General features: G+C 62.6%; 26 protein-coding genes and 1 tRNA gene. 12 read left to right on the top strand and 15 right to left on the bottom strand.

Annotation, left to right across the window (positions count from 1 at the left end; translation table 11 throughout):
- Positions 1-4 precede the first annotated feature (4 nt).
- From ychF to DM374_RS22740, 8 genes are all read right to left on the bottom strand, one after another.
- Positions 5-1,105, bottom strand: a complete 1,101-nt coding sequence (gene ychF / locus DM374_RS22775) for a redox-regulated ATPase YchF (RefSeq protein WP_095158654.1) — start codon at positions 1,103-1,105, stop codon at positions 5-7.
- Between the two features lie 21 nt (positions 1,106-1,126).
- Entirely contained in the window at positions 1,127-1,711 is a 585-nt protein-coding gene (pth, locus tag DM374_RS22770; RefSeq protein ID WP_095158653.1) for an aminoacyl-tRNA hydrolase, read from the bottom strand.
- Between the two features lie 76 nt (positions 1,712-1,787).
- Positions 1,788-2,384, bottom strand: coding sequence for a 50S ribosomal protein L25/general stress protein Ctc (locus DM374_RS22765; RefSeq protein ID WP_110971914.1), 597 nt, complete (start codon positions 2,382-2,384; stop codon positions 1,788-1,790).
- A 139-nt stretch (positions 2,385-2,523) separates the two neighbouring features.
- Positions 2,524-3,465, bottom strand: a complete 942-nt coding sequence (locus DM374_RS22760) for a ribose-phosphate pyrophosphokinase (protein WP_009405962.1) — start codon at positions 3,463-3,465, stop codon at positions 2,524-2,526.
- Between the two features lie 47 nt (positions 3,466-3,512).
- Positions 3,513-3,587, bottom strand: a tRNA-Gln gene (locus DM374_RS22755).
- Positions 3,588-3,621: 34 nt separating this feature from the next.
- Entirely contained in the window at positions 3,622-4,467 is an 846-nt protein-coding gene (gene ispE, locus DM374_RS22750; RefSeq protein WP_110971913.1) for a 4-(cytidine 5'-diphospho)-2-C-methyl-D-erythritol kinase, read from the bottom strand.
- A gap of 1 nt (position 4,468) precedes the next feature.
- The gene (gene lolB / locus DM374_RS22745; RefSeq protein WP_095158650.1) at positions 4,469-5,086 is read right to left on the bottom strand and encodes a lipoprotein insertase outer membrane protein LolB; all 618 of its coding nucleotides are present in this window, start codon (positions 5,084-5,086) and stop codon (positions 4,469-4,471) included.
- Positions 5,087-5,089: 3 nt separating this feature from the next.
- Positions 5,090-6,817 (bottom strand): tetratricopeptide repeat protein, encoded by a 1,728-nt coding sequence (locus DM374_RS22740; RefSeq protein WP_110971912.1) that lies wholly within the window; start codon positions 6,815-6,817, stop codon positions 5,090-5,092.
- Positions 6,818-6,994: 177 nt separating this feature from the next.
- Between DM374_RS22740 and hemA the strand changes: the two genes are divergently transcribed.
- The 6 genes from hemA (at position 6,995) to DM374_RS22710 (ending at position 12,359) form a co-directional block, all read left to right on the top strand.
- Positions 6,995-8,272 carry a glutamyl-tRNA reductase gene (hemA, locus tag DM374_RS22735; RefSeq protein ID WP_110971911.1) on the top strand — a complete coding sequence of 426 codons (1,278 nt, stop codon included), beginning with the start codon at positions 6,995-6,997 and terminating at the stop codon, positions 8,270-8,272.
- Positions 8,269-9,351, top strand: coding sequence for a peptide chain release factor 1 (prfA, locus tag DM374_RS22730; protein WP_110971910.1), 1,083 nt, complete (start codon positions 8,269-8,271; stop codon positions 9,349-9,351). The genes hemA and prfA overlap by 4 nt, the downstream gene beginning before the upstream one ends.
- Positions 9,352-10,182: a peptide chain release factor N(5)-glutamine methyltransferase gene (gene prmC / locus DM374_RS22725; RefSeq protein ID WP_110971909.1), complete on the top strand. Its 831-nt coding sequence runs from the start codon at positions 9,352-9,354 to the stop codon at positions 10,180-10,182.
- Positions 10,176-10,931 carry a molybdopterin-synthase adenylyltransferase MoeB gene (locus DM374_RS22720; RefSeq protein WP_110971908.1) on the top strand — a complete coding sequence of 252 codons (756 nt, stop codon included), beginning with the start codon at positions 10,176-10,178 and terminating at the stop codon, positions 10,929-10,931. The genes prmC and DM374_RS22720 overlap by 7 nt, the downstream gene beginning before the upstream one ends.
- Positions 10,924-11,724: a glutamate racemase gene (murI, locus tag DM374_RS22715; RefSeq protein ID WP_110971907.1), complete on the top strand. Its 801-nt coding sequence runs from the start codon at positions 10,924-10,926 to the stop codon at positions 11,722-11,724. Before DM374_RS22720 ends, murI begins: the two co-directional genes overlap by 8 nt.
- A gap of 116 nt (positions 11,725-11,840) precedes the next feature.
- Positions 11,841-12,359, top strand: a complete 519-nt coding sequence (locus DM374_RS22710; protein ID WP_110971906.1) for an acyloxyacyl hydrolase — start codon at positions 11,841-11,843, stop codon at positions 12,357-12,359.
- A gap of 48 nt (positions 12,360-12,407) precedes the next feature.
- On the opposite strand, the gene DM374_RS22705 is transcribed toward DM374_RS22710, so the two are convergent.
- From DM374_RS22705 to DM374_RS22685, 5 genes are all read right to left on the bottom strand, one after another.
- Positions 12,408-13,106: an SDR family NAD(P)-dependent oxidoreductase gene (locus tag DM374_RS22705; protein ID WP_157969736.1), complete on the bottom strand. Its 699-nt coding sequence runs from the start codon at positions 13,104-13,106 to the stop codon at positions 12,408-12,410.
- Positions 13,096-14,535 (bottom strand): deoxyribodipyrimidine photo-lyase, encoded by a 1,440-nt coding sequence (gene phrB / locus DM374_RS22700; protein ID WP_110971904.1) that lies wholly within the window; start codon positions 14,533-14,535, stop codon positions 13,096-13,098. Before phrB ends, DM374_RS22705 begins: the two co-directional genes overlap by 11 nt.
- A complete protein-coding gene (locus DM374_RS22695; protein ID WP_110971903.1) occupies positions 14,535-15,434 on the bottom strand; it encodes a MerR family transcriptional regulator in 900 nt (299 codons plus the stop codon). Before DM374_RS22695 ends, phrB begins: the two co-directional genes overlap by 1 nt.
- On the bottom strand, positions 15,424-16,380 hold the full coding sequence (locus DM374_RS22690) for a YbgA family protein (RefSeq protein ID WP_110971902.1): 957 nt from the start codon (positions 16,378-16,380) through the stop codon (positions 15,424-15,426). The genes DM374_RS22695 and DM374_RS22690 overlap by 11 nt, the downstream gene beginning before the upstream one ends.
- Positions 16,381-16,489: 109 nt before the next feature.
- Positions 16,490-17,476 carry an NAD(P)/FAD-dependent oxidoreductase gene (locus DM374_RS22685; RefSeq protein WP_110971901.1) on the bottom strand — a complete coding sequence of 329 codons (987 nt, stop codon included), beginning with the start codon at positions 17,474-17,476 and terminating at the stop codon, positions 16,490-16,492.
- 193 nt (positions 17,477-17,669) lie between these two features.
- On the opposite strand from DM374_RS22685, the gene DM374_RS22680 reads away from it, so the two are divergent.
- Positions 17,670-18,572, top strand: a complete 903-nt coding sequence (locus DM374_RS22680; protein ID WP_110971900.1) for a TIGR01777 family oxidoreductase — start codon at positions 17,670-17,672, stop codon at positions 18,570-18,572.
- Between the two features lie 12 nt (positions 18,573-18,584).
- On the top strand, positions 18,585-19,598 hold the full coding sequence (hemH, locus tag DM374_RS22675; protein ID WP_110971899.1) for a ferrochelatase: 1,014 nt from the start codon (positions 18,585-18,587) through the stop codon (positions 19,596-19,598).
- 581 nt (positions 19,599-20,179) lie between these two features.
- Here the strand turns inward: hemH and DM374_RS22670 are convergent.
- Positions 20,180-21,454: a uracil-xanthine permease family protein gene (locus DM374_RS22670; protein WP_110971898.1), complete on the bottom strand. Its 1,275-nt coding sequence runs from the start codon at positions 21,452-21,454 to the stop codon at positions 20,180-20,182.
- A 2-nt stretch (positions 21,455-21,456) separates the two neighbouring features.
- On the bottom strand, positions 21,457-22,095 hold the full coding sequence (upp, locus tag DM374_RS22665) for a uracil phosphoribosyltransferase (protein WP_095158634.1): 639 nt from the start codon (positions 22,093-22,095) through the stop codon (positions 21,457-21,459).
- Positions 22,096-22,260: 165 nt separating this feature from the next.
- Between upp and DM374_RS22660 the strand changes: the two genes are divergently transcribed.
- The 4 genes from DM374_RS22660 to DM374_RS22645 all read left to right on the top strand — a co-directional run bounded on the left by DM374_RS22660 (position 22,261) and on the right by DM374_RS22645 (position 24,216).
- Positions 22,261-22,818 (top strand): hypoxanthine-guanine phosphoribosyltransferase, encoded by a 558-nt coding sequence (locus DM374_RS22660; RefSeq protein ID WP_095158633.1) that lies wholly within the window; start codon positions 22,261-22,263, stop codon positions 22,816-22,818.
- 4 nt (positions 22,819-22,822) lie between these two features.
- Complete coding sequence (locus DM374_RS22655) at positions 22,823-23,296, top strand: WbuC family cupin fold metalloprotein (protein WP_110971897.1); 474 nt, start codon at positions 22,823-22,825, stop codon at positions 23,294-23,296.
- An 86-nt stretch (positions 23,297-23,382) separates the two neighbouring features.
- Complete coding sequence (locus tag DM374_RS22650; RefSeq protein ID WP_095158631.1) at positions 23,383-23,853, top strand: hypothetical protein; 471 nt, start codon at positions 23,383-23,385, stop codon at positions 23,851-23,853.
- 72 nt (positions 23,854-23,925) lie between these two features.
- A complete protein-coding gene (locus tag DM374_RS22645; RefSeq protein WP_095158630.1) occupies positions 23,926-24,216 on the top strand; it encodes a PA4642 family protein in 291 nt (96 codons plus the stop codon).
- Positions 24,217-24,220: the final 4 nt, after the last annotated feature.

Raw genomic sequence — 24,220 nt, 5'->3', positions numbered from 1 at the left:
GCGCTTAGACGTTGAAGCGGAAGTGCATCACGTCACCGTCTTTGACGATGTAGTCCTTGCCTTCCAGACGCCATTTGCCGGCTTCTTTCGCGCCACTTTCACCCTTGTACTGGATGAAATCGTCGTAGGCGACCACTTCGGCGCGGATGAAGCCTTTCTCGAAGTCGGTGTGGATCACGCCGGCCGCTTGCGGGGCGGTGGCGCCGATGCGCACGGTCCAGGCACGGACTTCCTGTACGCCAGCGGTGAAGTAGGTCTGCAGGTTGAGCAGGCCGTAACCGGCGCGGATCACGCGGTTCAGACCAGGCTCTTCCAGGCCCAGGGCCTCGAGGAACATGTCCTTCTCTTCGCCTTCGTCCAGCTCGGCGATTTCGGCTTCGATCTTGTTGCACACCGGCACCACGACCGCGCCTTCTTCTTCGGCGATGGCACGGACCACGTCCAGGTGCGGGTTGTTCTCGAAGCCGTCTTCAGCAACGTTGGCGATGTACATCACCGGCTTGCTGGTCAGCAGGTGGAAGCCACGGATCACGGCTTTCTCGTCTTCGCCCATGGTCTTCATCAGGCTGCGCGCAGGCTTGCCTTCGGTGAAGTGGGGGATGAGTTTTTCCAGGATGGCTTTCTGAGCCAGCGCTTCCTTGTCACCGCCTTTGGCGTTGCGGGTGACTTTCTGCAGTTGCTTCTCGCAGCTGTCGAGGTCGGCGAAGATCAGTTCGAGGTCGATGATCTCGATGTCGCGCTTGGGGTCGACGCTGTTGGAAACGTGGATCACGTTCTCGTCTTCGAAGCAGCGCACGACGTGGGCGATGGCATCGGTTTCGCGAATGTTGGCGAGGAACTTGTTGCCCAGGCCTTCACCTTTCGACGCGCCTGCCACCAGGCCGGCGATGTCGACGAACTCCATGGTGGTCGGCAGGATGCGCTGCGGTTTGACGATGGCAGCCAGGGCGTCCAGACGCGCATCGGGCATTGGCACGATGCCGCTGTTCGGCTCGATGGTGCAGAAGGGGAAGTTCTCCGCCGCGATACCGGATTTGGTCAAGGCGTTGAACAGGGTGGACTTGCCGACGTTGGGCAGGCCGACGATGCCGCAATTGAATCCCATGGTGAATCCCTCTTCGTGAAGTCAGGCCTTCTGGCTGTGCAGCTCTCTCATCGCACGCGTCCAGTCACCGGCGAGGATGTCCGGCAGCACGCCGAGGGCAAAGTCGATACTGGCGTCCAGCTTTTCCTGCTCGGCGCGCGGCGCCTTGCCCAGGACGAAGTTGGACACCAGCTTGGCATCACCCGGGTGGCCAATGCCAAGCCGCAGACGGTGAAAGTCATTCTTGTTGCCGAGCTGCGCGATGATGTCGCGCAGTCCGTTGTGCCCGCCGTGGCCGCCGCCTTTCTTGAGTTTGGCGACGCCGGGAGGCAGGTCGAGTTCGTCGTGGGCCACCAGGATGGCATCTGGCTCGATACGGAAAAAATTGGCCAGTGCGGCAACGGACTGGCCGCTGCGGTTCATGTAGGTGGTGGGGATCAACAGACGAACGTCGTTGCCCTGATGGCTGAATTTTGCCGTCAGGCCGAAATACTTGCGGTCAGCAGTCAGATTGACACGCTGGGCGCTGGCAATGCGTTCAACGAAAAGAGCCCCTGCGTTATGCCGGGTCTGTTCGTATTCGGGGCCCGGGTTTCCCAGGCCGACGATCAACTGGATGGCGGTCACGTCAGGGGCTCTTCCTTGGAGTTGTGGGTTGCGGTGTCAGCACCGCAACCCGGTCAACACCGGCGTACCGAGTGAATTACTCGGCAGCGCCTTCTGCTTCAGGTGCAACGCGCGGAGCGTGAACGTTGGCAACAGCCTTGTCATCACCGTGGGCCAGAGCTACGAACTCAACGCCTTTCGGAGCTTTCAGGTCCGACAGGTGGATGATGGTGCCGACTTCGGCGTTGGCCAGGTCGACTTCGATGAACTCAGGCAGGTCTTTGGCTTCGCAGGAAACTTCGATCTCGGCCACTACGTGGGAGATTTCGCCGCCTTTCTTGACCGGGGCTTCTTCGTTGACGAAGTGAACCGGTACTTTGGCGGTCAGTTTCTGGCCAGCAACAACGCGAACGAAGTCGGCGTGCAGGATGAACTGCTTGGCTGGGTGACGTTGCATGGCTTTAACCACGACGTTTTCTTTAACGCCGTCGATGTTCAGCTCGATAACGTGGCTGTAGGCAGCTTCGTTTTCGAACAGCTTGGCCACTTCTTTAGCCAGCATTACGATCGATGCAGGCTCTTTGTCGCCACCGTAGACAACGGCAGGAACTTGGGCGGCGAGACGACGCAGGCGGCGGCTCGCACCTTTCCCCAGGTCGGTACGCGCTTGGGCGTTCAGAGTGAAATCAGTCATTTTGTATCTCCAGAGTAGCCATCCCCCGAGTGGCGTTTGCGACCAGCGCCAAAGCGGGGTGGGCAAAAAAGCCCCGCCCCAACAACAGGTGTTGGGGCGGGGCGCTTTTCGTCAACGGGGTGTTCGCGAGGGCAAGCCCTCAGCGGAACATCGCGCTGATCGATTCTTCGTTGCTGATACGGCGAACCGCTTCAGCGACTACCGGTGCGATATCCAGTTGACGGATACGGTCACAGGCTTGTGCAGCGGCGGACAGCGGGATGGTGTTGGTCACCACCAGCTCGTCGAGCACAGAGTTCTCGATATTCTCGATCGCGCGACCGGAGAGGACAGGGTGCGTGCAATAGGCGTAAACCTTGGCAGCGCCGTGTTCTTTCAGGGCCTTGGCCGCATGGCACAGCGTGCCGGCGGTATCGACCATGTCGTCGACGAGAATACAGGTGCGTCCTTCGACATCGCCGATGATATGCATCACTTCGGAGTGATTGGCCTTCTCGCGGCGTTTGTCGATGATACCCAGATCGACACCCAAGGACTTGGCGACGGCACGTGCACGCACGACACCACCGATGTCCGGGGAAACGATCATGAGATTTTCGAAACGCTGGTCTTCGATGTCATCCACCAGAACGGGGGAGCCGTAGATGTTATCTACCGGAATATCGAAGAAACCCTGGATCTGGTCAGCGTGCAGGTCGACGGTGAGAACACGGTCGATACCTACGACGGTGAGCATGTCAGCGACAACTTTGGCGCTGATAGCTACACGCGCCGAACGCGGACGGCGATCCTGGCGGGCATATCCGAAGTAAGGAATCACGGCAGTGATTCGAGACGCTGAGGAGCGGCGGAAGGCATCAGCCATCACTACCAGTTCCATCAGATTATCGTTGGTTGGCGCGCAAGTCGGCTGAATGATAAAGACGTCTTTACCGCGGACGTTTTCATTAATCTCAGTGCTGATTTCGCCGTCGGAGAACTTACCGACAGAAACATCACCCAGTGGGATATGCAGCTGACGCACGACGCGCCGAGCAAGATCGGGGTTGGCGTTCCCCGTAAAGACCATCATCTTGGACACGCGCAGTACCTGAAGGCTGAGGGTATACCTGGATGAGTATAGGAAAATGGCAGGGGCGGCTGGATTCGAACCAACGCATGGCAGGATCAAAACCTGCTGCCTTACCGCTTGGCGACGCCCCTGTATCTGTTGCTGCGAGTACCTTGTACTCGATTCCTAGAGCAGACTTCGTAACGTTCGATGCAACATTGAAATGTTGCTTCCTTTTGCCACGAACCCTGTTTGGGTCTCTGCAAGAAGGGCCAAAACTTTATCAGCTTCAGCTTTGTCTGGGAAGGCCCCAAACACACAACTTCCAGTTCCGGTGAGTCTTGCATCAGTGAATTTGTTTAGCAAATTCAAGGCGTTACGTACATCTGGGTAACTTTGCTCAACTACCGCTTGGCAGTCATTACGACTGTTTCCCTTGGGAACGGGGCGCACTTTAATGGGCTTTGAATCACGTGTCAACAAAGGGTGTGAAAAAATTTCTGCTGTACTTACAGACACTTGTGGGACCAGCACGACATACCACGGCTCTTCAGGGTCAACCGGCGTGAGTTTTTCGCCCACGCCCTCGGCGAACGCTGCGTGGCCGCGGACGAAAACCGGTACGTCGGCACCCAGTCCCAGGCCCAGCTCAGCCAGTTGATCTTCGCTGCAGCCGGTTTTCCACAAGTGATCCAGCCCGAGCAGCGTGGTGGCCGCATCCGAACTGCCACCGCCGATGCCGCCGCCCATGGGCAACACCTTGGTCAGCCAGATGTCGGCGCCCAATGTAGTGCCGGTCAGTTGCTGCAATTTGCGCGCAGCCCGGACGATCAGGTTGCTGTCGTGGGGGACGTTGTCGATCTGGGTGTGCAGGCGGATTTCACCGTCTTCGCGCACGGCGAAACGCAGTTCGTCACCGTGCTCGAGAAACTGGAAAAGCGTTTGCAGCTCGTGATAACCGTCGGGGCGACGGCCAAGAATGTGCAGCATCAGGTTGAGCTTGGCCGGGGCGGGCAGGGTCAGGGTGGTCATGTCAGTGCCCCAGTTGGCGCGGTTGCCATTCCTTGAGCACCACCGTCACGTCCAGGTTCTGGCCATGCATCTTCAGGCGTTCCGGCAGCCAGTAACCGTTTTGCAGGGTGTAGTTGCTGTATTCAACCTGCCAGCCATCCTGCTCGAGGCTCGCCAGGCGACTGTTGCCGTCGAGGGTCAGGCGGCTTTTGCTGTCAGGGGCGGGCAGGCCACGGACCCACCAGACCAGGTGCGATACCGGCAACTCCCAGCCCAGTTGTTCGGCCAGCAGGGTTTCCGGCGATTGCGCTTCGAAGCGGCCCTGGTTGGCGACTTCCAGCACCACCTGGCCCGGGCGACCGGTCAGGCGGGCGGCGCCGCGACCCAGCGGGCCGGACAGGCGGATGTCGTAGTAATCCTGGCGCTGCAACCAGAACAGGGTGCCGCTGCCGGAGTCCTTCGGTGCGCGAATGCCGACTTTGCCGTTGATCTGCCAGCCGTCGAGGGTGCTCAACTGCTGTTTATGTTCACGCCAGAGTTGCGGGCTGCCCTGGCCTTCGACGGCTTCGCGGGATCCGAAGCCGGTGCAACCGGCGAGCAGGGCAATCAGGCTGAAAGTGATGAGATGGCGCAAGAACATGGCTTAGAGAGTCTCGGATCCGGTCAGGCGCAGGACGGTCTTGCGCAGGATGGGGCTGTCGGGTTGTGCTTCGAAGGCCTTGGCCCAGACCTGGCGAGCCTCGCGACGCTTGCCGTTGGCCCAGAGCACTTCGCCCAGGTGTGCCGCGACTTCATGATCGGGGAAGCGTTCGAGGGCCCGGCGCAGCAGGCGCTCGGCTTCGTCGAGATTGCCCAGGCGGTAGTTCACCCAGCCGAGGCTGTCGAGTACGGCCGGGTCGTCCGGGTTGATCAGGTGGGCTTTTTCGATCAGGTCCTTGGCTTCGCCGTAGCGCGTGGTGCGGTCGGCGAGGGTGTAGCCGAGGGCGTTGAGCGCCATGGCGTTTTCCGGCTCGCGGGTGATGATGCTGCGCAGGTCCTTTTCCATCTGCGTCAAATCGTCGCGTTTCTCGGCGAGCATGGCGCGGGTGTAAAGCAGGTTGAGGTCGTCCGGGTACTGCTTGATGGCTTTTTCCAGCACCCGCAGCGCCTGCGCATCCTTTTCGTTGTTGCCCAGGGTCTCGGCTTCGATCAGATAAAGCTGGATCGCGTAGTCGGGCTGGGCTTCGCGGGCGGCGTCGAGGCGGCGGGTGGCTTCGTCGGCGCGGCCGTTGGCGATGAGAATGTCGGCCTGGCGCAATTGTGCCGCCAGGTAATCGTTGCCGGGGCCGACCTGAGCGTATTCGGCCAGCGCACCTTCCAGATCGTTGCGCTCCTCGCGGATGCGGCCCAGGTTCAGGTGCGCGGCATCGACATGGCTTTCGCGGGTAATCAGGTCTTCCAGGTAGGTGGCCGCTTCGTCGTACGCCTTGGCTTCGAGGCTGACCAGCGCCAGGGAGTAGCGCAGTTCATCGTCGTCCGGGTATTGCTGCAGCAGGCTGGCAAACTCGACCTTGGCGTCGTCGACCCGGTCCTGCTCAACCAGCATCCGCGCGTAGGTCAGGCGCAGGCGCTTGTCGTCGGGGTGGCGGGCGATGGTCTTGCGCAGCAGCGGCAGGGCTTCTGGGCCGCGGTCCAGGGTCTGCAGCAGGCGGGCGCGCAGCAGCACCGGGGCGATTTCGTCGTCCTGCGGCGGATGTTCTTCAAGCAGGCTCAGCGCCGCCTGGGACTTGCCATCCTGTTGCAGCAGCAAGGCCTTGCCGAATACCAGCTGGCTGTTGTCCGGGTATTTCTGCAGCAGTCGGTCGAAACTCTTTTGCAGGCCGTCGCGGGTGTCCTGGTCGGTTTCGGCAGCGGACAGGGCAAGGAAATCGAAATGCGTGTCGCCCTGGCCTTGCAGCACCTTTTCCATGAATACCATGGAGTCGTCGTAGCGCCCGGCGCGGGCCAGCTGGATCGCGGCGGCGCGCTGCGCATCGATGTTTTCAGGGTCGTTTTTCGCCCAGATCAACGAGGTATCCAGCGCGGATTGGTCGGCACCGAGGTATTCAGCGATGCGGAAGGCGCGCTCGGAAATGGCCGGATCCTGGGTCTTTTCGGCCTGGATCACGTAGTTGTCCAGGGCGATATCGAAGCGATTGCGCTGCCCCGCCAGTTCGGCGACCAACAGGCTATAGAGGGTGTCCTGGGTGAACGAGCCGTAGACCGTCGGCTCGGGCGCGGCGGTCGGCGCGACCTGCTGCCCGGCGGGCGGTGTGGCGTCCCGGGCACCTGGCAAAGCCTGGCAACCCTGGAGCAGGGCAAGGGCAAGGAGCAACGCGGAAGATCTATTCATAAGGAGATTTTGGGCGACTAACCTGCGGTCGGGCCATCATGACACAAGCGTCATGGCAAACCCACTCGCGATGGGGTGTGTGGATACAGTGTATTAGAGACAATCGCGAGCGGTGGTTGTTCTCAATCCAGCGAAGTAGGACAATTATCGGCTTCACGTCACAATCAGCGACCTTGAATGGCCTTTCTTGCCCTCGGTATCAACCATAAGACTGCCTCGGTAGACGTACGCGAGCGCGTGGCGTTTACCCCCGAGCAGCTGGTGGAAGCCTTGCAGCAGCTCTGCCGACTGACTGCCAGCCGGGAAGCCGCAATCCTTTCGACCTGCAATCGCAGCGAACTGTACATCGAGCAGGACCACCTGGCGGCCGATGCGGTGCTGCGCTGGCTGGCCGACTATCACCAGTTGAGCGTCGATGAACTGCGCGCCAGTGCCTATATCCACGAGGATCATGCCGCCGTTCGGCACATGATGCGCGTGGCTTCCGGGCTCGACTCGCTGGTGCTCGGCGAGCCGCAGATCCTCGGCCAGATGAAGTCCGCCTACGCCGTGGCCCGCGAGGCCGGCACCATCGGTCCGCTGTTGGGCCGGCTGTTCCAGGCCACGTTCAGCGCCGCCAAGCAGGTGCGCACCGATACCGCCATCGGCGAGAACCCGGTGTCGGTGGCTTTCGCCGCGGTCAGCCTGGCCAAGCAGATCTTCAGTGACCTGGGCCGCAGCCAGGCGCTGCTGATCGGCGCCGGCGAGACCATCACCCTGGTCGCGCGGCACCTGCATGAGCAGGGCGTACGGCGGATTGTCGTGGCCAACCGCACGCTGGAGCGCGCCAGCATCCTGGCCGAGCAGTTCGGCGCCCACGCGGTGCTGCTGGCGGACATCCCGCAAGAACTGGTCAACAGCGACATCGTCATCAGTTCCACCGCGAGCCAGTTGCCGATCCTTGGCAAAGGTGCGGTCGAAAGCGCGCTGAAACTGCGCCGGCACAAGCCGATCTTCATGGTCGACATCGCCGTGCCGCGGGATATCGAGCCGCAAGTGGGCGAACTGGATGACGTCTACCTTTATACGGTCGACGACCTCCACGATGTGGTCGCGGAAAACCTCAAGAGCCGTCAAGGTGCCGCCCAGGCCGCCGAAGAACTGGTGACGGTGGGTGCCGAAGACTTCATGTCGCGCCTTCGCGCGCTGGCGGCGGTGGATGTGCTCAAGGCGTACCGTCAGCAGAGCGAGCGTCTGCGCGACGAGGAACTGCAAAAGGCCCAGCGTCTGCTGGCCAATGGTTCCAGCGCCGAGGAGGTCCTGGTGCAACTGGCCCGCGGCCTGACCAACAAATTGCTGCATGCACCCAGCGTGCAGCTGAAAAAGCTCTCCGCCGAAGGCCGCCACGATGCGCTGGCCATGGCCCAGGAACTCTTTGCCCTCAACGAGGGCTCCACGGATAAAACCCCGCAATGAAAGCGTCGCTGCTCAGAAAACTGGAAATCCTCCAGGACCGCTTCGAGGAACTGACCGCCCTGCTGGGCGATGCCGAGGTCATTTCCGACCAGACCCGTTTCCGCGCCTACTCCCGCGAGTATGCCGAGGTCGAACCGGTGGCTGCCGGGTATGCCCAGTGGTGCAAGTTGCAGGACGACCTCGAGCAGGCCCAGGCGCTGCTCAAGGACAGCGACCCCGACATGCGGGAAATGGCCGTCGACGAAGTTCGCGAAGCCAAGGAGCAACTGCAGGAACTGGAGGCCCAGTTGCAACGCCTGCTGCTGCCCAAGGACCCCAACGACGGCCGCAACGTGTTCCTGGAAATCCGCGCAGGGACCGGCGGCGACGAGGCGGCGATCTTCTCCGGCGACCTGTTCCGCATGTATTCGCGCTACGCCGAGCGGCGTGGCTGGCGCCTGGAAATCCTCTCGGAAAACGAGGGTGAGCACGGCGGCTACAAGGAAATCATCGCCCGCGTCGAGGGCGACAGTGTCTACGGCAAGCTCAAGTTCGAGTCCGGCGCGCACCGCGTGCAGCGGGTTCCGGAAACCGAATCCCAGGGCCGTATCCACACTTCGGCCTGCACCGTGGCGGTGCTGCCCGAGCCTGATGAGCAAGCGGCGATCGAGATCAACCCGGCCGACCTGCGCGTCGATACCTACCGCGCCTCGGGCGCCGGTGGTCAGCACGTGAACAAGACCGATTCGGCGATCCGCATCACCCACTTGCCCACCGGCACGGTGGTCGAATGCCAGGAAGAGCGTTCGCAGCACAAGAACCGCGCGCGGGCCATGTCCTGGCTGTCGGCGCGGCTCAACGACATGCAGACCAGCGCCGCACAGAACGCCATCGCCAGCGAGCGCAAGCTGCTGGTCGGTTCCGGCGACCGCTCCGAGCGCATCCGCACTTACAACTATCCACAGGGTCGGGTCACCGATCACCGCATCAACCTGACGCTCTACTCGCTGGACGAAGTGCTCGCGGGTGGTGTGGATGCGATCATCGAGCCGCTGCTGGCCGAATACCAGGCCGATCAACTGGCCGCACTGGGTGACTAAATGACCATCATTGCCAGCCTGCTTCGCGGCGCGGAGCTTCCCGATTCGCCGACCGCGCGTCTGGATATCGAACTGCTCCTGGCTGCCGCCATCGGCAAATCCCGCAGCTACCTGCATACCTGGCCGGAGCGCATCGTCAGCAGCGAGGCGGCGCAGACCTTCGCCAGCTACCTGCAGCGCCGTCGCGCCGGTGAGCCGGTGGCTTATATTCTTGGCCAGCAAGGGTTCTGGAACCTGGACCTTGAAGTCGCCCCGCATACCCTGATCCCGCGTCCGGAAACCGAGCTGCTGGTGGAAACTGCCCTGGCATTGCTGCCCGCCGAGCCGGCGCAGGTGCTCGACCTCGGCACCGGCACCGGCGCCATCGCCCTGGCCCTGGCCAGTGAGCGCCGGCAATGGCAGGTGACCGCGGTCGACCGGGTGCTGGAAGCCGTGGCCCTTGCCGAGCGCAATCGCCAGCGTCTGCAACTGGACAACGTCACCGTGCTCACCAGCCACTGGTTCAGTGCCCTGGGCGAGCAGCGTTTCCAGTTGATCATCAGCAACCCGCCCTACATTGCCGCCGAAGATCCGCATCTGGTCGCCGGCGATGTGCGTTTCGAGCCCAGCAGTGCGCTGGTGGCGGGCGATGATGGCCTGGACGACCTGCGCCAGATCGTTGCCGAGGCGCCGGCTCACCTGCTGGCGGGTGGCTGGTTGCTGCTGGAGCACGGCTACGACCAGGCTGCCTCGGTCCGTGAGTTGCTGGCCCGGCACGGCTTTGAACAGATCGAAAGCCGCCTCGACCTGGGTGGCCACGAACGCATCACCCTGGGACGCCTGCCGTGCTGACCGACGAGGAACTGCTGCGTTACAGCCGCCAGATCCTCCTGGCGCAGATCGATATCGACGGCCAGTTGCGCCTCAAGGGCAGCCGCGCATTGATTATCGGGCTCGGCGGCCTTGGCTCGCCGGTGGCCTTGTATCTGGCGGCCGCAGGTGTCGGCACCCTGCACCTGGCTGATTTCGATACGGTCGACCTGACCAACCTGCAACGCCAGATCATCCATGACAGCGCTTCGGTCGGTCTGCCCAAGGTGGACTCGGCGCTGACGCGGCTGCGCGCGATCAACCCGGATATCAATCTGGTGCCGCATCGCCAGGCGCTCGATGAAGATTCCCTGGCCGCTGCGGTGGACGCTGTGGACCTGGTGCTGGACTGCTCGGACAATTTCGCTACCCGCGAAGCGGTCAACGCTGCATGCGTCAAGGCCGGCAAGCCGCTGGTCAGCGGCGCGGCGATTCGCCTGGAAGGACAGTTGTCGGTGTTCGATCCACGCCGCCCTGAAAGTCCGTGCTACCACTGCCTGTATGGTCACGGCAGCGATGCTGAACTGACCTGCAGCGAAGCCGGCGTGGTCGGGCCGCTGGTGGGGCTGGTCGGCAGTCTTCAGGCGCTCGAAGCGCTGAAGCTACTCGCCGGCTTCGGCGAGCCTCTGGTGGGACGCCTGCTGTTGATCGATGCGCTGGGCACTCGGTTCCGCGAGTTGCGGGTCAAGCGCGATCCGGGTTGCGCCGTCTGTGGGACAACCCATGGCTGAGGCCTCTGCAGCGCCGGTCGGCGTGTTCGACTCCGGTGTCGGCGGCCTGTCGGTGCTGGCGGAAATCAGCCGGCTGCTGCCCAATGAATCGCTGCTGTACGTAGCCGACTGCGGCAATATCCCCTACGGCGAGAAGTCCCCGGAGTTTATTCGCCAGCGCTGTCGCAAGGTGGCCGAATTCTTTCAGGAGCAGGGCGTCAAAGCCGTGGTCCTGGCCTGTAATACCGCTACCGTCGCCGCAGCCGCCGATCTTCGCGAGCGTTTCCCGCAATGGCCTTTGGTGGGCATGGAGCCGGCCGTGAAACCGGCCGCCGCGGCGACCCGCAGTGGCGTGGTCGGGGTGTTGGCCACCACCGGCACCCTGCAAAGCGCCAAGTTCGCGGCCTTGCTCGACCGCTTCGCCACGGATGTGCGGGTGGTAACCCAGCCCTGTCCGGGGCTGGTGGAACTGATCGAGTCGGGCGACCTCGACAGCCCGGCCCTGCGCCAGCTCTTGCAGGGTTATGTCGATCCGTTGCTGGCGGCTGGATGCGACACCATCATTCTTGGTTGCACCCATTACCCCTTCCTCAAGCCTCTGCTGGGCGAGATGGTCCCGGCATCGGTGGCAATCATTGACACCGGCGCCGCCGTGGCCCGGCAGCTCCAGCGCTTGCTGGCCGAGCGCCATCTTCTGGCGGCCGGTCCCGCGCGTCCTACACAATTCTGGACCAGCGCCGACCCCATACACCTGCAAAGTATCCTGCCTTTGTTGTGGAATAAATCTGACTGTGTGCAAAGCTTCAACAGGTAATCGACGTAGGAAAAAAAACGTCGAAATTCACTGAACTCCTTTGCATGCGCCGATTTCTACTACGTTGTCTGATGAGACAAAAAAACCAATAAACGGGATTTAAAAGGACGTTTCTCATGAAGAAACTGCTTTGCTTGGCTGTGGTTGCAGCCGCAACCCTGGGGCATACCTTCACCGCACAGGCCGCAGATGTCACGTTCGCCGTCGGCCAGACCAGCGACTCCACCATGACTTACCGCATCGGCGTGCAATCCAACTGGGATACCAGTTGGTGGCAGACCAGCGTCGGACGCCTGACCGGCTACTGGGACGGCGGCTACACCTACTGGGACGGCGACAAGACGTCGAGCAACCACAGCCTGTCGTTCGCGCCGGTATTTGTTTACGAGTTCGCCGGCGAGTCGGTCAAACCGTATATCGAGGCCGGGATCGGGGTGGCGGCGTTTGCTCACACTGAGCTGGAAAGCAACGACCTCGGGTCGTCCTTCCAGTTCGAAGACCGCATCGGCTTCGGCCTGCGCTTCGCCGGGGGGCATGAAGTGGGGATTCGGGCGATCCACTATTCCAACGCGGGCCTCAGCCAGCCGAACGATGGCGCCGAGAGTTTCGCCCTGCATTACCGCATGTCGCTCTGACCGCTACACGACACCGGGGCCGCAGTGCGGCCCCGGTTTCATTTTCGGTCAACGCCGCAACGGCCACAGACTGCTGACCGACAACGCTTCCATAACCATTTCAGGCATCCGCAGGGACAAGCGCTGGATAATCGCTTGCGCGGCGCTTTGCGCGTCCCAGTTCTGCGGCAGTGCCACGGCCAGGGTGACGGGCTTTTTCAGGTTCTGCGGCGCGACCAGTGTGAGGTCGATTTCCTTGGGCGAAAGCACGCTGCGAACCTCGCTGAACCATTGCCCCAGGCTGTTCTGCGCCGAGGGCCACTGGCTGCTTTCATGTTGCTGGAGTGCCGTGATGCTGCTCAGGATGGCCACGACGTGCGCCGACTGCCCCGCCTGCAACAGCGGCAGAGCGCTTTGCAGGCCGTGAGTGCTGGCGGACAGGTTGCTCTGGATCAGTGCTTCGAACATCTCTGTGCCGCTGGATTTCGCGTCGAGGTAGTCGCATGTCCCGGCATTGAGGATCAGCGTGTCGAGCGCGCCCCAACGATCCTGGATACGCCGACTCATGCACTCAGCCTGCGCGGCATCGCTCAAGTCACCGTCGAGCACCAGGCAGTGCCGGGCGAGGTTCTCGGGAAGTGGGTCGAACGGAGCACGACCGCTGATTGCCACGTGATGACCGAGCATGAGCAACTGTGTCGCCAATGCGTGACCCAGGCCGTTGCTGGCGCCGGTTACCCAGATACGTTTTGGTGTCTCAGTATTCAAGGGCGTGCTCTTTGCTGTGGTCGTTGGGGAGTTGTCGGAAAGCGTCGATGGCGCGCTGGCGACTCGGGCCAAGATCGACAATCGGCTGTGGATAACCTTGAACGCCGAACAACCCGCCGGGGCTGTGGATATCTTTATCGTCCAGCGCCTTCAACTCCGGCAACCAGTGTCGCAGGAAGCGGCCCTTGCTGTCGAAGCGCTCGGATTGGCTGACGGGGTTGAACACCCGGAAATACGGCGCGGCATCGGTGCCGGTGGACGCACTCCACTGCCAACCACCGTTGTTTGCGGCCAGGTCACCGTCTATCAGATGGCGCATGAAGAATTCTTCACCCTTGCGCCAGTCGATCAGCAGGTTCTTGCTCAGGAACATCGCTACCACCATGCGCAGACGGTTGTGCATCCAGCCGGTGGCGAGCAATTGGCGCATGGCGGCATCGACGATCGGGATGCCGGTACGGCCTTCCTGCCAGGCGGCGAGGTCCTCGGGGGCGTCGCGCCATTTCACCGCTTCGGTCGCCGGGCGGAAGGCGCGGTGGCGAGAGACACGCGGATAGCCGACGAGCACATGCTTGTAGAACTCGCGCCAGAGCAACTCGTTGATCCAGGTGACGGCGCCGGGATTACCGCTTTCGAATTCGCCGTAGTTGTTGGCCAGCGCGGTGTGCAGGCACTGGCGCACGGAAATTACTCCGGCAGCGAGGTACGGCGACAGTTGGCTGGTGCCGTCGACGGCGGGCAGGTCGCGTTGTTCGGTGTAGTCCGCCATGTCGTCTTCAACGAAGCGGGCCAGCCGCTCGCGGGCGTGGTCTTCACCCGCCGGCCACTGCTCGCGCAGCGACGCTGCGGGGGTGGGAAAACCATCGATGTGCCGTGGGATATCGTCACTGGCGACGTTAGTCTTCGCCTGCTTGCGCGGCAATGGCTGCAATGCGGGCAGGCCATGGTGCAGGCGCTGATAACAGAGCTTGCGGAACTGGGTGAAAACCTTGAAGTAACCGCCCTGGCGAGTGAGCACCGTGCCCGGTTTGAACAGCAACTGATCCAGGTGACTGTGCAGGCCGATGCCGTGCTGCAGCAGGTATTCGCCTACGTCGCGATCACGCTGCTGTTCGTTGATCCCATATTCCTCGTTGACATGGACATCCTGCGCGCCGTACTCCCGGCATACCTCGTGCAACACCCGGGGTGCGTCCTTCCAGTCATCGGCAACACGAATCAGCAGCGGGATGTTCAGTTCGCCGAGCGCCTGTTTCAGTGCGTCCAGATTGCGCAGCCAGAAGTCCACCTTGCAGGCGGCATCATCGTGGTGCTTCCACTGTGCCGGGCTGACCAGCCAGAGCGCCAGGCACGGGCCGCGCTCGCAAGCGGTGGCCAGGGCGGTGTTGTCATGTACGCGCAGGTCGCTGCGCAGCCAGATCAATTGCATTATTCGGGTCCGTTTTTTTCCGTGACAAGCGGCTTGAGGTCTTGCAGGCACCGGCACGCCGCCAGAGGCGAGTCGAGCAAGTGCCAATCGGGATCTGTCGGCAACGCATGCTTGTGTAAAGTGACCGCAGCGCCGAACAGGAGTTTCGGTACGCTCAGCGGCGAGAGGGTGCGTTGCAGTCGGTCACTGTCCTGGGCGGTATTGATGCTGACCAGCACCGCCTTCGCCCCCAGTTGCTCGACGCCCAGTGCCAGGTCGCGGGCGGGCAGGGTGCTGTCGAACACTTCCACCGGGCAGCCGGCGTCACTCACCAGCCAGGCGCACAGCCACAACTGCGGATCGAACGGCAGGCCGCCGCCATTGACCAGCATCGCCGGCGCACCGTTGCACTGGCGGTTGTTGTGGTACACCCGAAGCCCCAGCTTGCTGCGCAGCCAACTGTGGAAAAAGCCCTGTTCGAGGCGAGCGGTGGGGTGTGTCTGCCAACGTGCTTCAAGATGACCGAGCAACGGCAGCAGCAGTTGCTCGCACAGGGTGGTGGCGGGGTAGAGCGCCATGGCCTGGTTGAACTGTTGGTCGAGCTGGCGCTCGGCGAGGTGGGCGATGCACTCGGTGAGGTGGGTGCGCAGCGCCTGCCAGTCGTCGCCGGGAATGCTCTGCTCGGGCGACTTGTCGCTGTCGAGCAACGGCAGCACCTGACTGACTGCAACACCACGGTTGAGCCAGAACAGAATGCTGCGAATCCGTTCCACCTGATCGCTGCTGTACAGCCGGTGGCCCTTGCTGGTGCGCTGCGGCACCACCAGGCCATAACGCCGCTCCCAGGCGCGCAAGGTGACCGGGTTGACCCCGGTCAGCCGTGAGATTTCGCGAATGGGCAATAGCGGTTCAGATGGCATTGCGCAGGCTCAGGTTTTCCGGGTGTGGCTGCAGGTAGACCTGGCTCAGCAAGTACGCGTCGGGATGATGGTTGAGGTGATGCTTGAGCAGCGTCAGCGGCACCACCAGCGGGACGATTCCGGCCATGTATTGCTCGATCACGCGGCGGATTTCCTGCTTGTCCCCGGCGTCAAGGAAGCGCCGCAGGTAACCGCTCAGGTGCATCAGCACATTGCCGTGGGTGCCGCGGTTGGCGCAGCGGCGCAACGCGGCGATCAACTGGCTGAAATACGCCGGGCCGATCTGCTGCGGGTCGTCCTGGCGGCTCATGCTGCCCAGCAGTTTGCCGAGCACTTTGTATTGCTCGGGGTTGTGCGCCATCAGTTGGTACTTGTAGCGGGAGTGGAAGGCGATCAGCGCGTGGCGGCTCAGGCCCTCGGCGCACAGGCGCTGCCAGTCGGCATAGGCCAGCACGCGGATGATGAAGTTTTCCCGCAGCACCGGGTCGCACAGCCGGCCTTCTTCTTCCAGCGGCAGGTCCGGGCGCAACTCGCGGAAGCGCGCGGCGTACAGGCCGCTGGCGCGCTCGCGTGCGGGGTAGCCGTTGGCCTGGTAGACCTTGATGCGCTCCAGTCCGCAGGACGGCGATTTCTGCATGAAGATGTAGCCGCAGATATCGTCCAGCTCGACGGCCATCTGGTCGGCGTACTGGATCAGCGCATCGGAAACATCGATGGTGTCGTCGCGGCTGTTGACGGCGCGAGGCTGGGCGGGATCGCCGGCAAGGTGGATCGCGGCACGAGGCGTGCCCAGGCCGATCGCCACTTCGGGACAGACGGGCACCAGCTCGAAATGCTCCGCCAGTGCTTCAGTGCACAGGCGCGATTCCTTGTGACCGCCATTGAAGCGGACTTCTTCACCGGCGAGGCAGGCGCTGAGGGCGATTTTGGGCTTGGTAGCGAGCATGTTGGGCAACCTTTCTTGTACAAAGATAAAAACCTGTACAACTTTGCTCAGCATAAGCCGGAAGTTGTACAAGTCAATATTTCTGTAGAGGACGCCTTGCCCGCTGGGATTATTCCAGGTGTTCGATCAGGCGGCGGGCAGCTTCCTGGCCACTGAGCCAGGCGCCTTCGACCCGGCCCGACAGGCACCAGTCACCGCAGGCATACAGGCCCAGGTCGGCGTCGGCGAGTGCGCCCCACTCATGGTTGCTGGCGGGGCGTGCGTAGAGCCAGCGGTGCGCCAGGGTGAAGCTCGGCGCCGGTACTGCACAGCCGACCAGCTCGGCGAAATCGCCCAGCAACTGTTCGATCACTGCTTCTTTTTGCAGGTCGATGTGCTGTTTGCTCCAGGCCGAGGTGGCGTGCAGGACCCAGGTGTCCAGGCGCTCCTCGCGCCCCGGCTTGCTGCGGTTGCGGGCCAGCCAGTCGAGGGCGCAGTCCTGCACGAAGCAGCCCTGCATGGGCGTGGCCAGCGGGGTGTCGAAGCCCAGGGCGATGGCCCAGGTCGGCTCCATCTGCACGCCGGCCGCGGCTGCAGCGAGTTTCGGCGTGGCGGCCAGCAAGGCCGCGGCCTGCGGTGCCGGCACGGCGACGATGACCTTGCTGAACGGGCCGTGGCTGCAGCCTTCGGTGTCCTGCAGGTGCCAGTACTGTTTGCCGCGGAAGACTTCACTGATGCGGCAACTGAAGTTCACCGTGACGTCCTTGAGCAGGCCGCGGGTGATGGCGCTCATGCGTGGCGTGCCGACCCAGCGGATCTGTTCGTCCGGCGAAGGGCTCAACTGGCCGTCGCGGTAGTTATAGAGTTGCGGCTTCCACTCCGCGACCCAGCCCTTGGCCTGCCAGTGCTGGATCTGCTCGACGAAGCGGCGGTCGCGGGCGGTGAAATATTGCGCACCGAGGTCCAGAGCCCCGGCTTCGCTGCGCTTGCTGGCCATACGTCCACCGCTGCCGTGCCCCTTGTCGAACAGGTGGACGGTGAGTCCTTCCTTCTGCAAGGCCTGGGCGGCAGAGAGTCCGGCAATGCCGGCACCGATGATGGCGATAGGTACGGTCATGATGGGCCTCTTTGAACCTTCTAGTAGGTACAGACAGCCACGCTGTCGGACAAACCTGTACAACTCCAGGGTTTTGTATAAGATCGATCGGCTCGTTGCAACAGGTTGGCCTATGTTTATCCCAGAGTGAACGGTCAAAAAAGTGCCTTGCTTTTAAAAGTAGACCAGCGAGCGCCATCATGAGGACACGGCCATGAATATATTGCTGACCGGTGGTACCGGCCTGATTGGACAGCAACTGTGTCGCCACTGGCTCGACCAGGGTCATCGACTGACGGTCTGGAGCCGCCGTGCCGATCAGGTTGGCCAGCTTTGCGGTGCCGGCGTTCGCGGCATCAGCGAGCTGGAGGCTTACGGCGACGGGCCGCTGGATGCGGTCATCAACCTGGCCGGTGCGCCGATTGCCGATCGACCCTGGACCGTGTCGCGGCGGGCGCAGTTATGGGGCAGCCGGATCACCCTGACCGAACACCTGCTGGCCTGGCTCGAGCGTCGTGAACAGCGCCCGGCCGTGATGATCTCCGGCTCCGCGGTGGGCTGGTATGGCGACGGCGGCGAACGTGAATTGACCGAGTCTTCGCGCCCGGTCAAGGAAGACTTCGCCAGCCAGTTGTGTATCGCCTGGGAAGAAACCGCGCAGCGCGCCGAAGCCCTCGGCATCCGTGTCGTGCTGCTTCGCACCGGGTTGGTCCTGGCCAGCGAGGGCGGCTTTTTGTCGCGCCTGCGGCTGCCCTTCAAACTCGGGCTGGGCGGGCCGATCGGCGATGGCCGGCAGTGGATGCCGTGGATTCATATCCAGGACGAAATCGCCCTGATTGATTTTCTCTTGCAGCGCAACGATGCCAGCGGTCCTTATAATGCCTGCGCTCCGGAGCCTGTCCGCAACCGCGAGTTCGCCCGGCGCCTGGGTCGCACGCTGCACCGGCCGGCGTTCATGCCGTTACCCGCGCTGGTGTTGAAGGCGGGGCTTGGCGAGTTGTCGACGTTGCTCCTCGGTGGTCAGCGCGCGCGCCCGGTGCGTGCGCTGGCGGCCGGCTTCACCTTCCGTTTCAACGATGTGCAATCGGCGCTGGACGAGTTGTCCCCCCGCCTCTGAAAAGGATGTTGCATGACCGATCATGCTTTGCTGCTGGTCAACCTGGGTTCGCCGGCGTCCACCTCCGTCGCTGATGTGCGCCGTTACCTCAATCAGTTCCTGATGGACCCTTACGTCATCGACTTGCCGTGGCCGGTGCGGCGTTTGCTGGTGTCGCTGATCCTGATCAAGCGCCCGGAACAGTCCGCCCATGCCTACGCGTCGATCTGGTGGGACGAGGGCTCGCCGCTGGTGGTGCTGACCCGTCGCCTGCAACAGGCCGTGGCGCCGCACTGGACCCACGGACCGGTGGAAATCGCCATGCGCTATGGCGAGCCGTCGCTGCCCTCGGTGTTGAAGAAACTGGCCGCCCAAGGTGTGCGCAAGGTAACCCTCGCGCCCCTGTATCCGCAGTTCGCCGACAGTACCGTGACCACCGTGATCGCCCAGGCGAATGAGGTGATCGCCGAGCAGAGACTGCCGTTGCAGATGACGGTGTTGAAGCCGTTCTATGACCAGCCCGAGTACATCGATGCGCTGGTGGCGAGCGCCAAGCCTTATCTGGAGCAGGATTTCGATCACCTGCTGCTGAGTTTCCACGGGCTGCCGGAGCGGCACCTGAAGAAGCTCGACCCGACCGGAACGCATAACTTCCAGGACGCCGACTGCTGCCGTGAGGCTTCTGCGGAAATGCTCGCCGTCTGTTATCGCGGCCAGTGCTTGCGGACGGCCCAGGCTTTCGCGCGCAAGATGGGGCTGCCGGATGGCAAATGGTCGGTGTCCTTCCAGTCGCGGCTGGGCAAGGCGAAGTGGATCGAGCCCTACACCGAAGCGCGGCTGGATGAACTGGCCAAGGCCGGGGCGAAGAAGCTGCTGGTGATGTGCCCGGCGTTCGTTGCCGACTGTATCGAGACCCTCGAAGAAATTGGCGACCGCGGTCGCGAGCAATTCATCGAGGCGGGTGGGGAGGAGTTGAAGTTGGTGCCTTGTCTGAACGATCACCCGCAATGGGTGCAGGCACTGGTTACGCTGTGCGAGCGGGCCTGATCCTTGTGGGCGCTGGCTTGCCAGCGATGGCCATAGGTATCTACCATCTCATGACTGTATGAAGCCCATGAGGCGCCAGTCAGGAGGCCGGGTAGCGGCGAGCATTCGCTAGCCGACAGTTTTTCAGCGTTCTCAAGATCGAGCGCCGCCCGCGCGGCGCATCGCGAGCAAGCTCGCTCCTACATTGGTTGCAACGCGCAATGGCCTGTTAGAAAGGTATTGCCCGCTCTTGGCGTTTGGCGATGAATCGCGGGGAGGCTGTTGAATTCGACTCGATACCGCGATGTAAAAACAAGGCGATCAACCATGGCCTGACAGACATAGGTACGTTGCAACCAATGTAGGAGCGAGCTTGCTCGCGATGCGCCGCGCGGGCGGCGCTCGGTCTTGAGAGCGCTAGAAAATTTCCGGCATGCGCTTGGTGGCCATTACTCGGTCTTTTGACAGGCGCCTTCCAGCCACCACATGACCTAAAGATGTGTCCACAAGGGTTGCGGTGCTCACATCAGTTGTGGTTCCTCCGTGAACAAAAAAAGGGGCTGCCAACGCAGCCCCTTTTCTACAGGTGAAGATCACTCCGCTCAGGGCAGATGATCATCCATCACCTTGTTCTTCCAGCCGTCATTGCCCGGCAACAGCAGGTTCAGGGCGATAGCCACCACCGCGCACAGCGCGATGCCTTTCAGGCCCCAGTCATCCGGGCCGTCACCGCTACCGACCAGCACACCGCCGATACCGAAGACCAGTGTCACCGAAACGATCACCAGGTTGCGTGCTTCGCTCAGGTCGATCTTGTGGCGGATCATGGTGTTCATGCCGACCGCAGCGATCGAGCCGAACAGCAGGCAGAGAATACCGCCCATCACCGGCACCGGAATGCTCTGCAACAGCGCGCCGAACTTGCCGATGAAGGCCAGGGTAATGGCGAACACCGCCGCCCAGGTCATGATCTTCGGGTTGTAGTTCTTGGTCAGCATCACCGCGCCAGTCACCTCGGCGTAGGTGGTGTTGGGCGGGCCGCCGAACAGGCCGGCAGTGGTGGTGGCAATGCCGTCACCCAGCAGGGTGCGGTGCAGGCCCGGGGTCTTCAGGTAATCGCGACCGGTCACGCTACCCACCGCGATCACGCCGCCGATATGTTCGATAGCCGGAGCCAGGGCGACCGGCACGATGAACAGGATGGCCTGCCAGTTGAACGCCGGCGCAGTGAACTTCGGCAGCTCCAGCCACGGCGCGGCAGCGATCTTGGCGACATCGACGACACCGAAGGCGAACGACAGGCCAAAGCCCACCAGCACGCCGGCAATGATCGGCACCAGGCGGAAGATGCCTTTGCCGAAGACCGCGACGATCAGGGTAGTCAGCAGTGCTGGCATCGAGATCATCATCGCCGTGCTGTACGGCATCAGGGCGGTGCCGTCGCCGGCCTTGCCCATGGCCATGTTGGCCGCGATCGGCGCCATGGCCAGGCCGATGGAGATGATCACCGGACCGATCACCACCGGTGGCAGCAAGCGGTCGATGAACCCGGTGCCCTTGATCTTCACCGCCAGGCCCAGGAAGGTGTAGACGAAGCCTGCGGCCATGACGCCGCCCATGGTTTCGGCCAGACCGAACTGGCCCTTGGCAAGGATGATCGGGGTGATGAAGGCGAAGCTGGAGGCCAGGAACACCGGCACCTGACGCCCGGTGACGATCTGGAACAGCAGCGTGCCGAGGCCTGCGGTAAACAGTGCGACGTTGGGATCAAGGCCAGTGATCAGTGGCATCAGCACCAGGGCGCCGAAGGCCACGAAGAGCATTTGCGCGCCGGAGACTACCTGGCGCCAGAGCGGTTCGTTGAACTCGTCCTGCATGCTCAGGCGTCCTTCTGCTTGGTGCCGAAGATCTTGTCACCGGCATCGCCCAGGCCGGGAATGATGTAGCCGTCTTCGTTCAGGCGCTGGTCGATCGAAGCGGTGAAGAGCTGCACGTCAGGGTGGGCTTTTTCCACCACGGCGATGCCTTCCGGCGCGGCCACCAGGACCATGGCGCGGATATCCTTGCAACCGGCACGCTTGAGCAGCTCGATGGTCGCGACCATGGAACCGCCGGTGGCCAGCATCGGGTCGATGATCAGGGCCAGGCGCTGGTCGATTTCCGGCGCGAGCTTTTCCAGGTAGGTGTGGGCTTCGAGGGTTTCCTCGTTGCGGGCCACGCCCACGGCGCTGACTTTGGCGCCTGGGATCAGGCTGAGCACGCCTTCGAGCATGCCGATGCCGGCGCGCAGGATCGGGACTACAGTGATTTTCTTGCCGGCGATCTTCTCGACTTCGACGGCGCCGCACCAGCCATCGATGGAATAGGTTTCCAGTGGCAGGTCCTTGGTGGCTTCATAGGTCAGGAGCGCGCCGACTTCCTGGGCGAGTTCGCGAAAGTTCTTGGTACTGATATCGGCGCGGCGCATAAGGCCGAGCTTGTGGCGGATCAGCGGATGGCGGATCTCACGGATGGGCATGGGGAAGGGCTCCGGAATGCGGGCAAAAAAACCGCGCTAGATTAATCTATTCGACCGTGTGTGTCCTATAGCCACACTGGACGTTAGTCCAGAAATGCTTGATCTGATGCGTGTGGATGCGTACCTTTGCCCGCTTTTCCAAATCCTGACTCCCTGGAGAGTTTCATGTCCGCTGATCTCGAGCACATCCGTCAAGTCATGCGCGAGGCCGACTGCCTGCACGATGAAGCCGCAGTCGAGGCGGCCATCGCCCGAGTCGGCGCGCAGATTACCGAGCGCCTGGCCGACAGCAACCCGGTGGTGTTCTGCGTCATGAACGGCGGGCTGATCTTCGCCGGCAAACTGTTGACCCACCTGCCGTTCCCGCTGGAATCCTCCTACCTGCACGCCACTCGCTACCGCAACCAGACCAGCGGCGGTGACCTGTTCTGGAAGGCCAAGCCGGAAGTCTCGTTCATCGACCGCGACGTGCTGATCATCGACGACATCCTCGATGAAGGTCACACCCTCAGCGCCATCATGGATTTCTGCCGCCATGCCGGTGCTCGCAACGTCTACACCGCCGTGCTGATCGACAAGGACCACGACCGCAAGGCCAGCCCGGACCTTAAGGCCGACTTCGTTGGCCTGAGCTGCGTCGACCGCTATGTCTTCGGTTACGGCATGGACTACAAGGGCTACTGGCGCAACGCCAATGGCATCTACGCCGTCAAGGGGCTCTGACACCATGGCCAAGCCTTCCTACCTGGATCAATCGCTGTTCGCCGAGGTGGCACAAAAGGCCGCGCAAAGCCCGCGTGGCCGCGCGCATCACAACTTCCACGAGATGGAAGACTCTTGCCACCGCATGCTGGTCGGCCTGCAGCCGGAAACCTACGTTCCGCCCCATCGCCACCAGGCGGCCGACAAGGCCGAGAACCTGATCGTCCTCAAGGGCAAGCTGGGCGTGCTGATTTTCGATGAGGCCGGCAACGTGCTGGACAAGCGGATCCTGCAGGCGGGCGGCGAGTGTCTGGGGGTTGATCTGGCGCCCGGCATTTTCCATGGCCTGGTGGTCATGGAGCCCGACACTCTGATGTTCGAATGCAAGGCGGGCCCGTACCGCCCGGTCAGTGACGGCGACATGGCCCCTTGGGCGCCGCGCGAAGGCGAGCCGGAAGTCGTGGCCTACCAAGCGTGGATGCGCGCGCAGTTCGACTGATTGCCCGCGGGGCCTGGCGCAACGCCTGCGCCCCGCGACAACCGGACACATCATGGTAGAGTGCCAGGCCCTCCAAGGAGCCTGTCATGCGTGCGACGATTCTCCCGCTTCTCCTGTTCCTGAGCCTGCCTGCCGTTGCGGCGCCGATGCATGGCCAGTTCCTGCCGCCGGACGAGCAGTCGGTGCGTGGGGAAAACCCCGAAAGCCAGCAACTGCTGCAAGTGACCAGCTATTCGGTGGTCGTCGGTAACCAGCGCCAGTCCAACCAGCAACCGCTGCCGATCACTTCGTCACTGACCATGCGCCTGAAAGGCAAGCCGCTCAGCCAGGGTGCGACCATCACCCAGGTGGTGATCAGCTTCGACGGCGAGGGCAAAAGCCTGAAAAAGCCGGCCTTCGACAGTGCCACCCGCACCCTGACCCTGAATTACGCGCCTGCGCAGTACCAGGTGATCCTCGACCTGCTGCGCAACGACACCGTCTACGTGCAATTCCTCAGCTACCCCAACGGCCACATCTGGGCCGATCTGCACACCGGAACCCTTCGCGCGCGTTGAGCGCCGGGCCCGCCGGGGGGTAAACTGCCCGCCCCGTGGAAAATGTCCTTGATGGTTCAGTTGGAGTCGGTAATGCGTAAAGACAAGAAGCAGGTGATTGGCGACGAAATCAGCGATGACTACGTCAAATCGTTCCTCATTTACGAGCCAGCCGATGGCGTGACCTCGCCTTCGCACCACAAGCTGATCAAGGGCTACCGTGGCCTGCGCATCGACGACTTCGAGCGTTATGTCGGTTTCTTCGTTGAAGCCGGTTACGACCTGGACGGCAAGGACGAGCACGGCAAGACCTTCGTCGAGGCGATCGCCGACCAGCGCAACGCGCCGGAATACGTCGAGATCATCGAGAAAGCCCGCGGCTGATCGA

The sequence above is a fragment of the Pseudomonas huaxiensis genome, assembly GCF_003231275.1.
In the GTDB taxonomy this organism is placed as follows: domain Bacteria; phylum Pseudomonadota; class Gammaproteobacteria; order Pseudomonadales; family Pseudomonadaceae; genus Aquipseudomonas; species Aquipseudomonas huaxiensis.
The sequence above is the reverse complement of the archived record's forward strand: the minus strand, read 5'-3'. Positions and strand labels throughout refer to the sequence as shown.

Excerpts from the sequence above, each read along its gene's own strand:
- ychF (WP_095158654.1), bottom strand. The coding sequence starts at position 1,105 with ATGGGATTCAATTGCGGCATCGTCGGCCTGCCCAACGTCGGCAAGTCC.
- DM374_RS22765 (WP_110971914.1), bottom strand. The coding sequence starts at position 2,384 with ATGACTGATTTCACTCTGAACGCCCAAGCGCGTACCGACCTGGGGAAA.
- ispE (WP_110971913.1), bottom strand. The coding sequence starts at position 4,467 with ATGACCACCCTGACCCTGCCCGCCCCGGCCAAGCTCAACCTGATGCTG.
- lolB (WP_095158650.1), bottom strand. The coding sequence starts at position 5,086 with ATGTTCTTGCGCCATCTCATCACTTTCAGCCTGATTGCCCTGCTCGCC.
- DM374_RS22740 (WP_110971912.1), bottom strand. The coding sequence starts at position 6,817 with ATGAATAGATCTTCCGCGTTGCTCCTTGCCCTTGCCCTGCTCCAGGGT.
- hemA (WP_110971911.1), top strand. The coding sequence starts at position 6,995 with ATGGCCTTTCTTGCCCTCGGTATCAACCATAAGACTGCCTCGGTAGAC.
- prfA (WP_110971910.1), top strand. The coding sequence starts at position 8,269 with ATGAAAGCGTCGCTGCTCAGAAAACTGGAAATCCTCCAGGACCGCTTC.
- prmC (WP_110971909.1), top strand. The coding sequence starts at position 9,352 with ATGACCATCATTGCCAGCCTGCTTCGCGGCGCGGAGCTTCCCGATTCG.
- murI (WP_110971907.1), top strand. The coding sequence starts at position 10,924 with ATGGCTGAGGCCTCTGCAGCGCCGGTCGGCGTGTTCGACTCCGGTGTC.
- DM374_RS22710 (WP_110971906.1), top strand. The coding sequence starts at position 11,841 with ATGAAGAAACTGCTTTGCTTGGCTGTGGTTGCAGCCGCAACCCTGGGG.
- phrB (WP_110971904.1), bottom strand. The coding sequence starts at position 14,535 with ATGCAATTGATCTGGCTGCGCAGCGACCTGCGCGTACATGACAACACC.
- DM374_RS22695 (WP_110971903.1), bottom strand. The coding sequence starts at position 15,434 with ATGCCATCTGAACCGCTATTGCCCATTCGCGAAATCTCACGGCTGACC.
- DM374_RS22690 (WP_110971902.1), bottom strand. The coding sequence starts at position 16,380 with ATGCTCGCTACCAAGCCCAAAATCGCCCTCAGCGCCTGCCTCGCCGGT.
- DM374_RS22685 (WP_110971901.1), bottom strand. The coding sequence starts at position 17,476 with ATGACCGTACCTATCGCCATCATCGGTGCCGGCATTGCCGGACTCTCT.
- DM374_RS22680 (WP_110971900.1), top strand. The coding sequence starts at position 17,670 with ATGAATATATTGCTGACCGGTGGTACCGGCCTGATTGGACAGCAACTG.
- hemH (WP_110971899.1), top strand. The coding sequence starts at position 18,585 with ATGACCGATCATGCTTTGCTGCTGGTCAACCTGGGTTCGCCGGCGTCC.
- DM374_RS22670 (WP_110971898.1), bottom strand. The coding sequence starts at position 21,454 with ATGCAGGACGAGTTCAACGAACCGCTCTGGCGCCAGGTAGTCTCCGGC.
- upp (WP_095158634.1), bottom strand. The coding sequence starts at position 22,095 with ATGCCCATCCGTGAGATCCGCCATCCGCTGATCCGCCACAAGCTCGGC.
- DM374_RS22660 (WP_095158633.1), top strand. The coding sequence starts at position 22,261 with ATGTCCGCTGATCTCGAGCACATCCGTCAAGTCATGCGCGAGGCCGAC.
- DM374_RS22655 (WP_110971897.1), top strand. The coding sequence starts at position 22,823 with ATGGCCAAGCCTTCCTACCTGGATCAATCGCTGTTCGCCGAGGTGGCA.
- DM374_RS22650 (WP_095158631.1), top strand. The coding sequence starts at position 23,383 with ATGCGTGCGACGATTCTCCCGCTTCTCCTGTTCCTGAGCCTGCCTGCC.
- DM374_RS22645 (WP_095158630.1), top strand. The coding sequence starts at position 23,926 with ATGCGTAAAGACAAGAAGCAGGTGATTGGCGACGAAATCAGCGATGAC.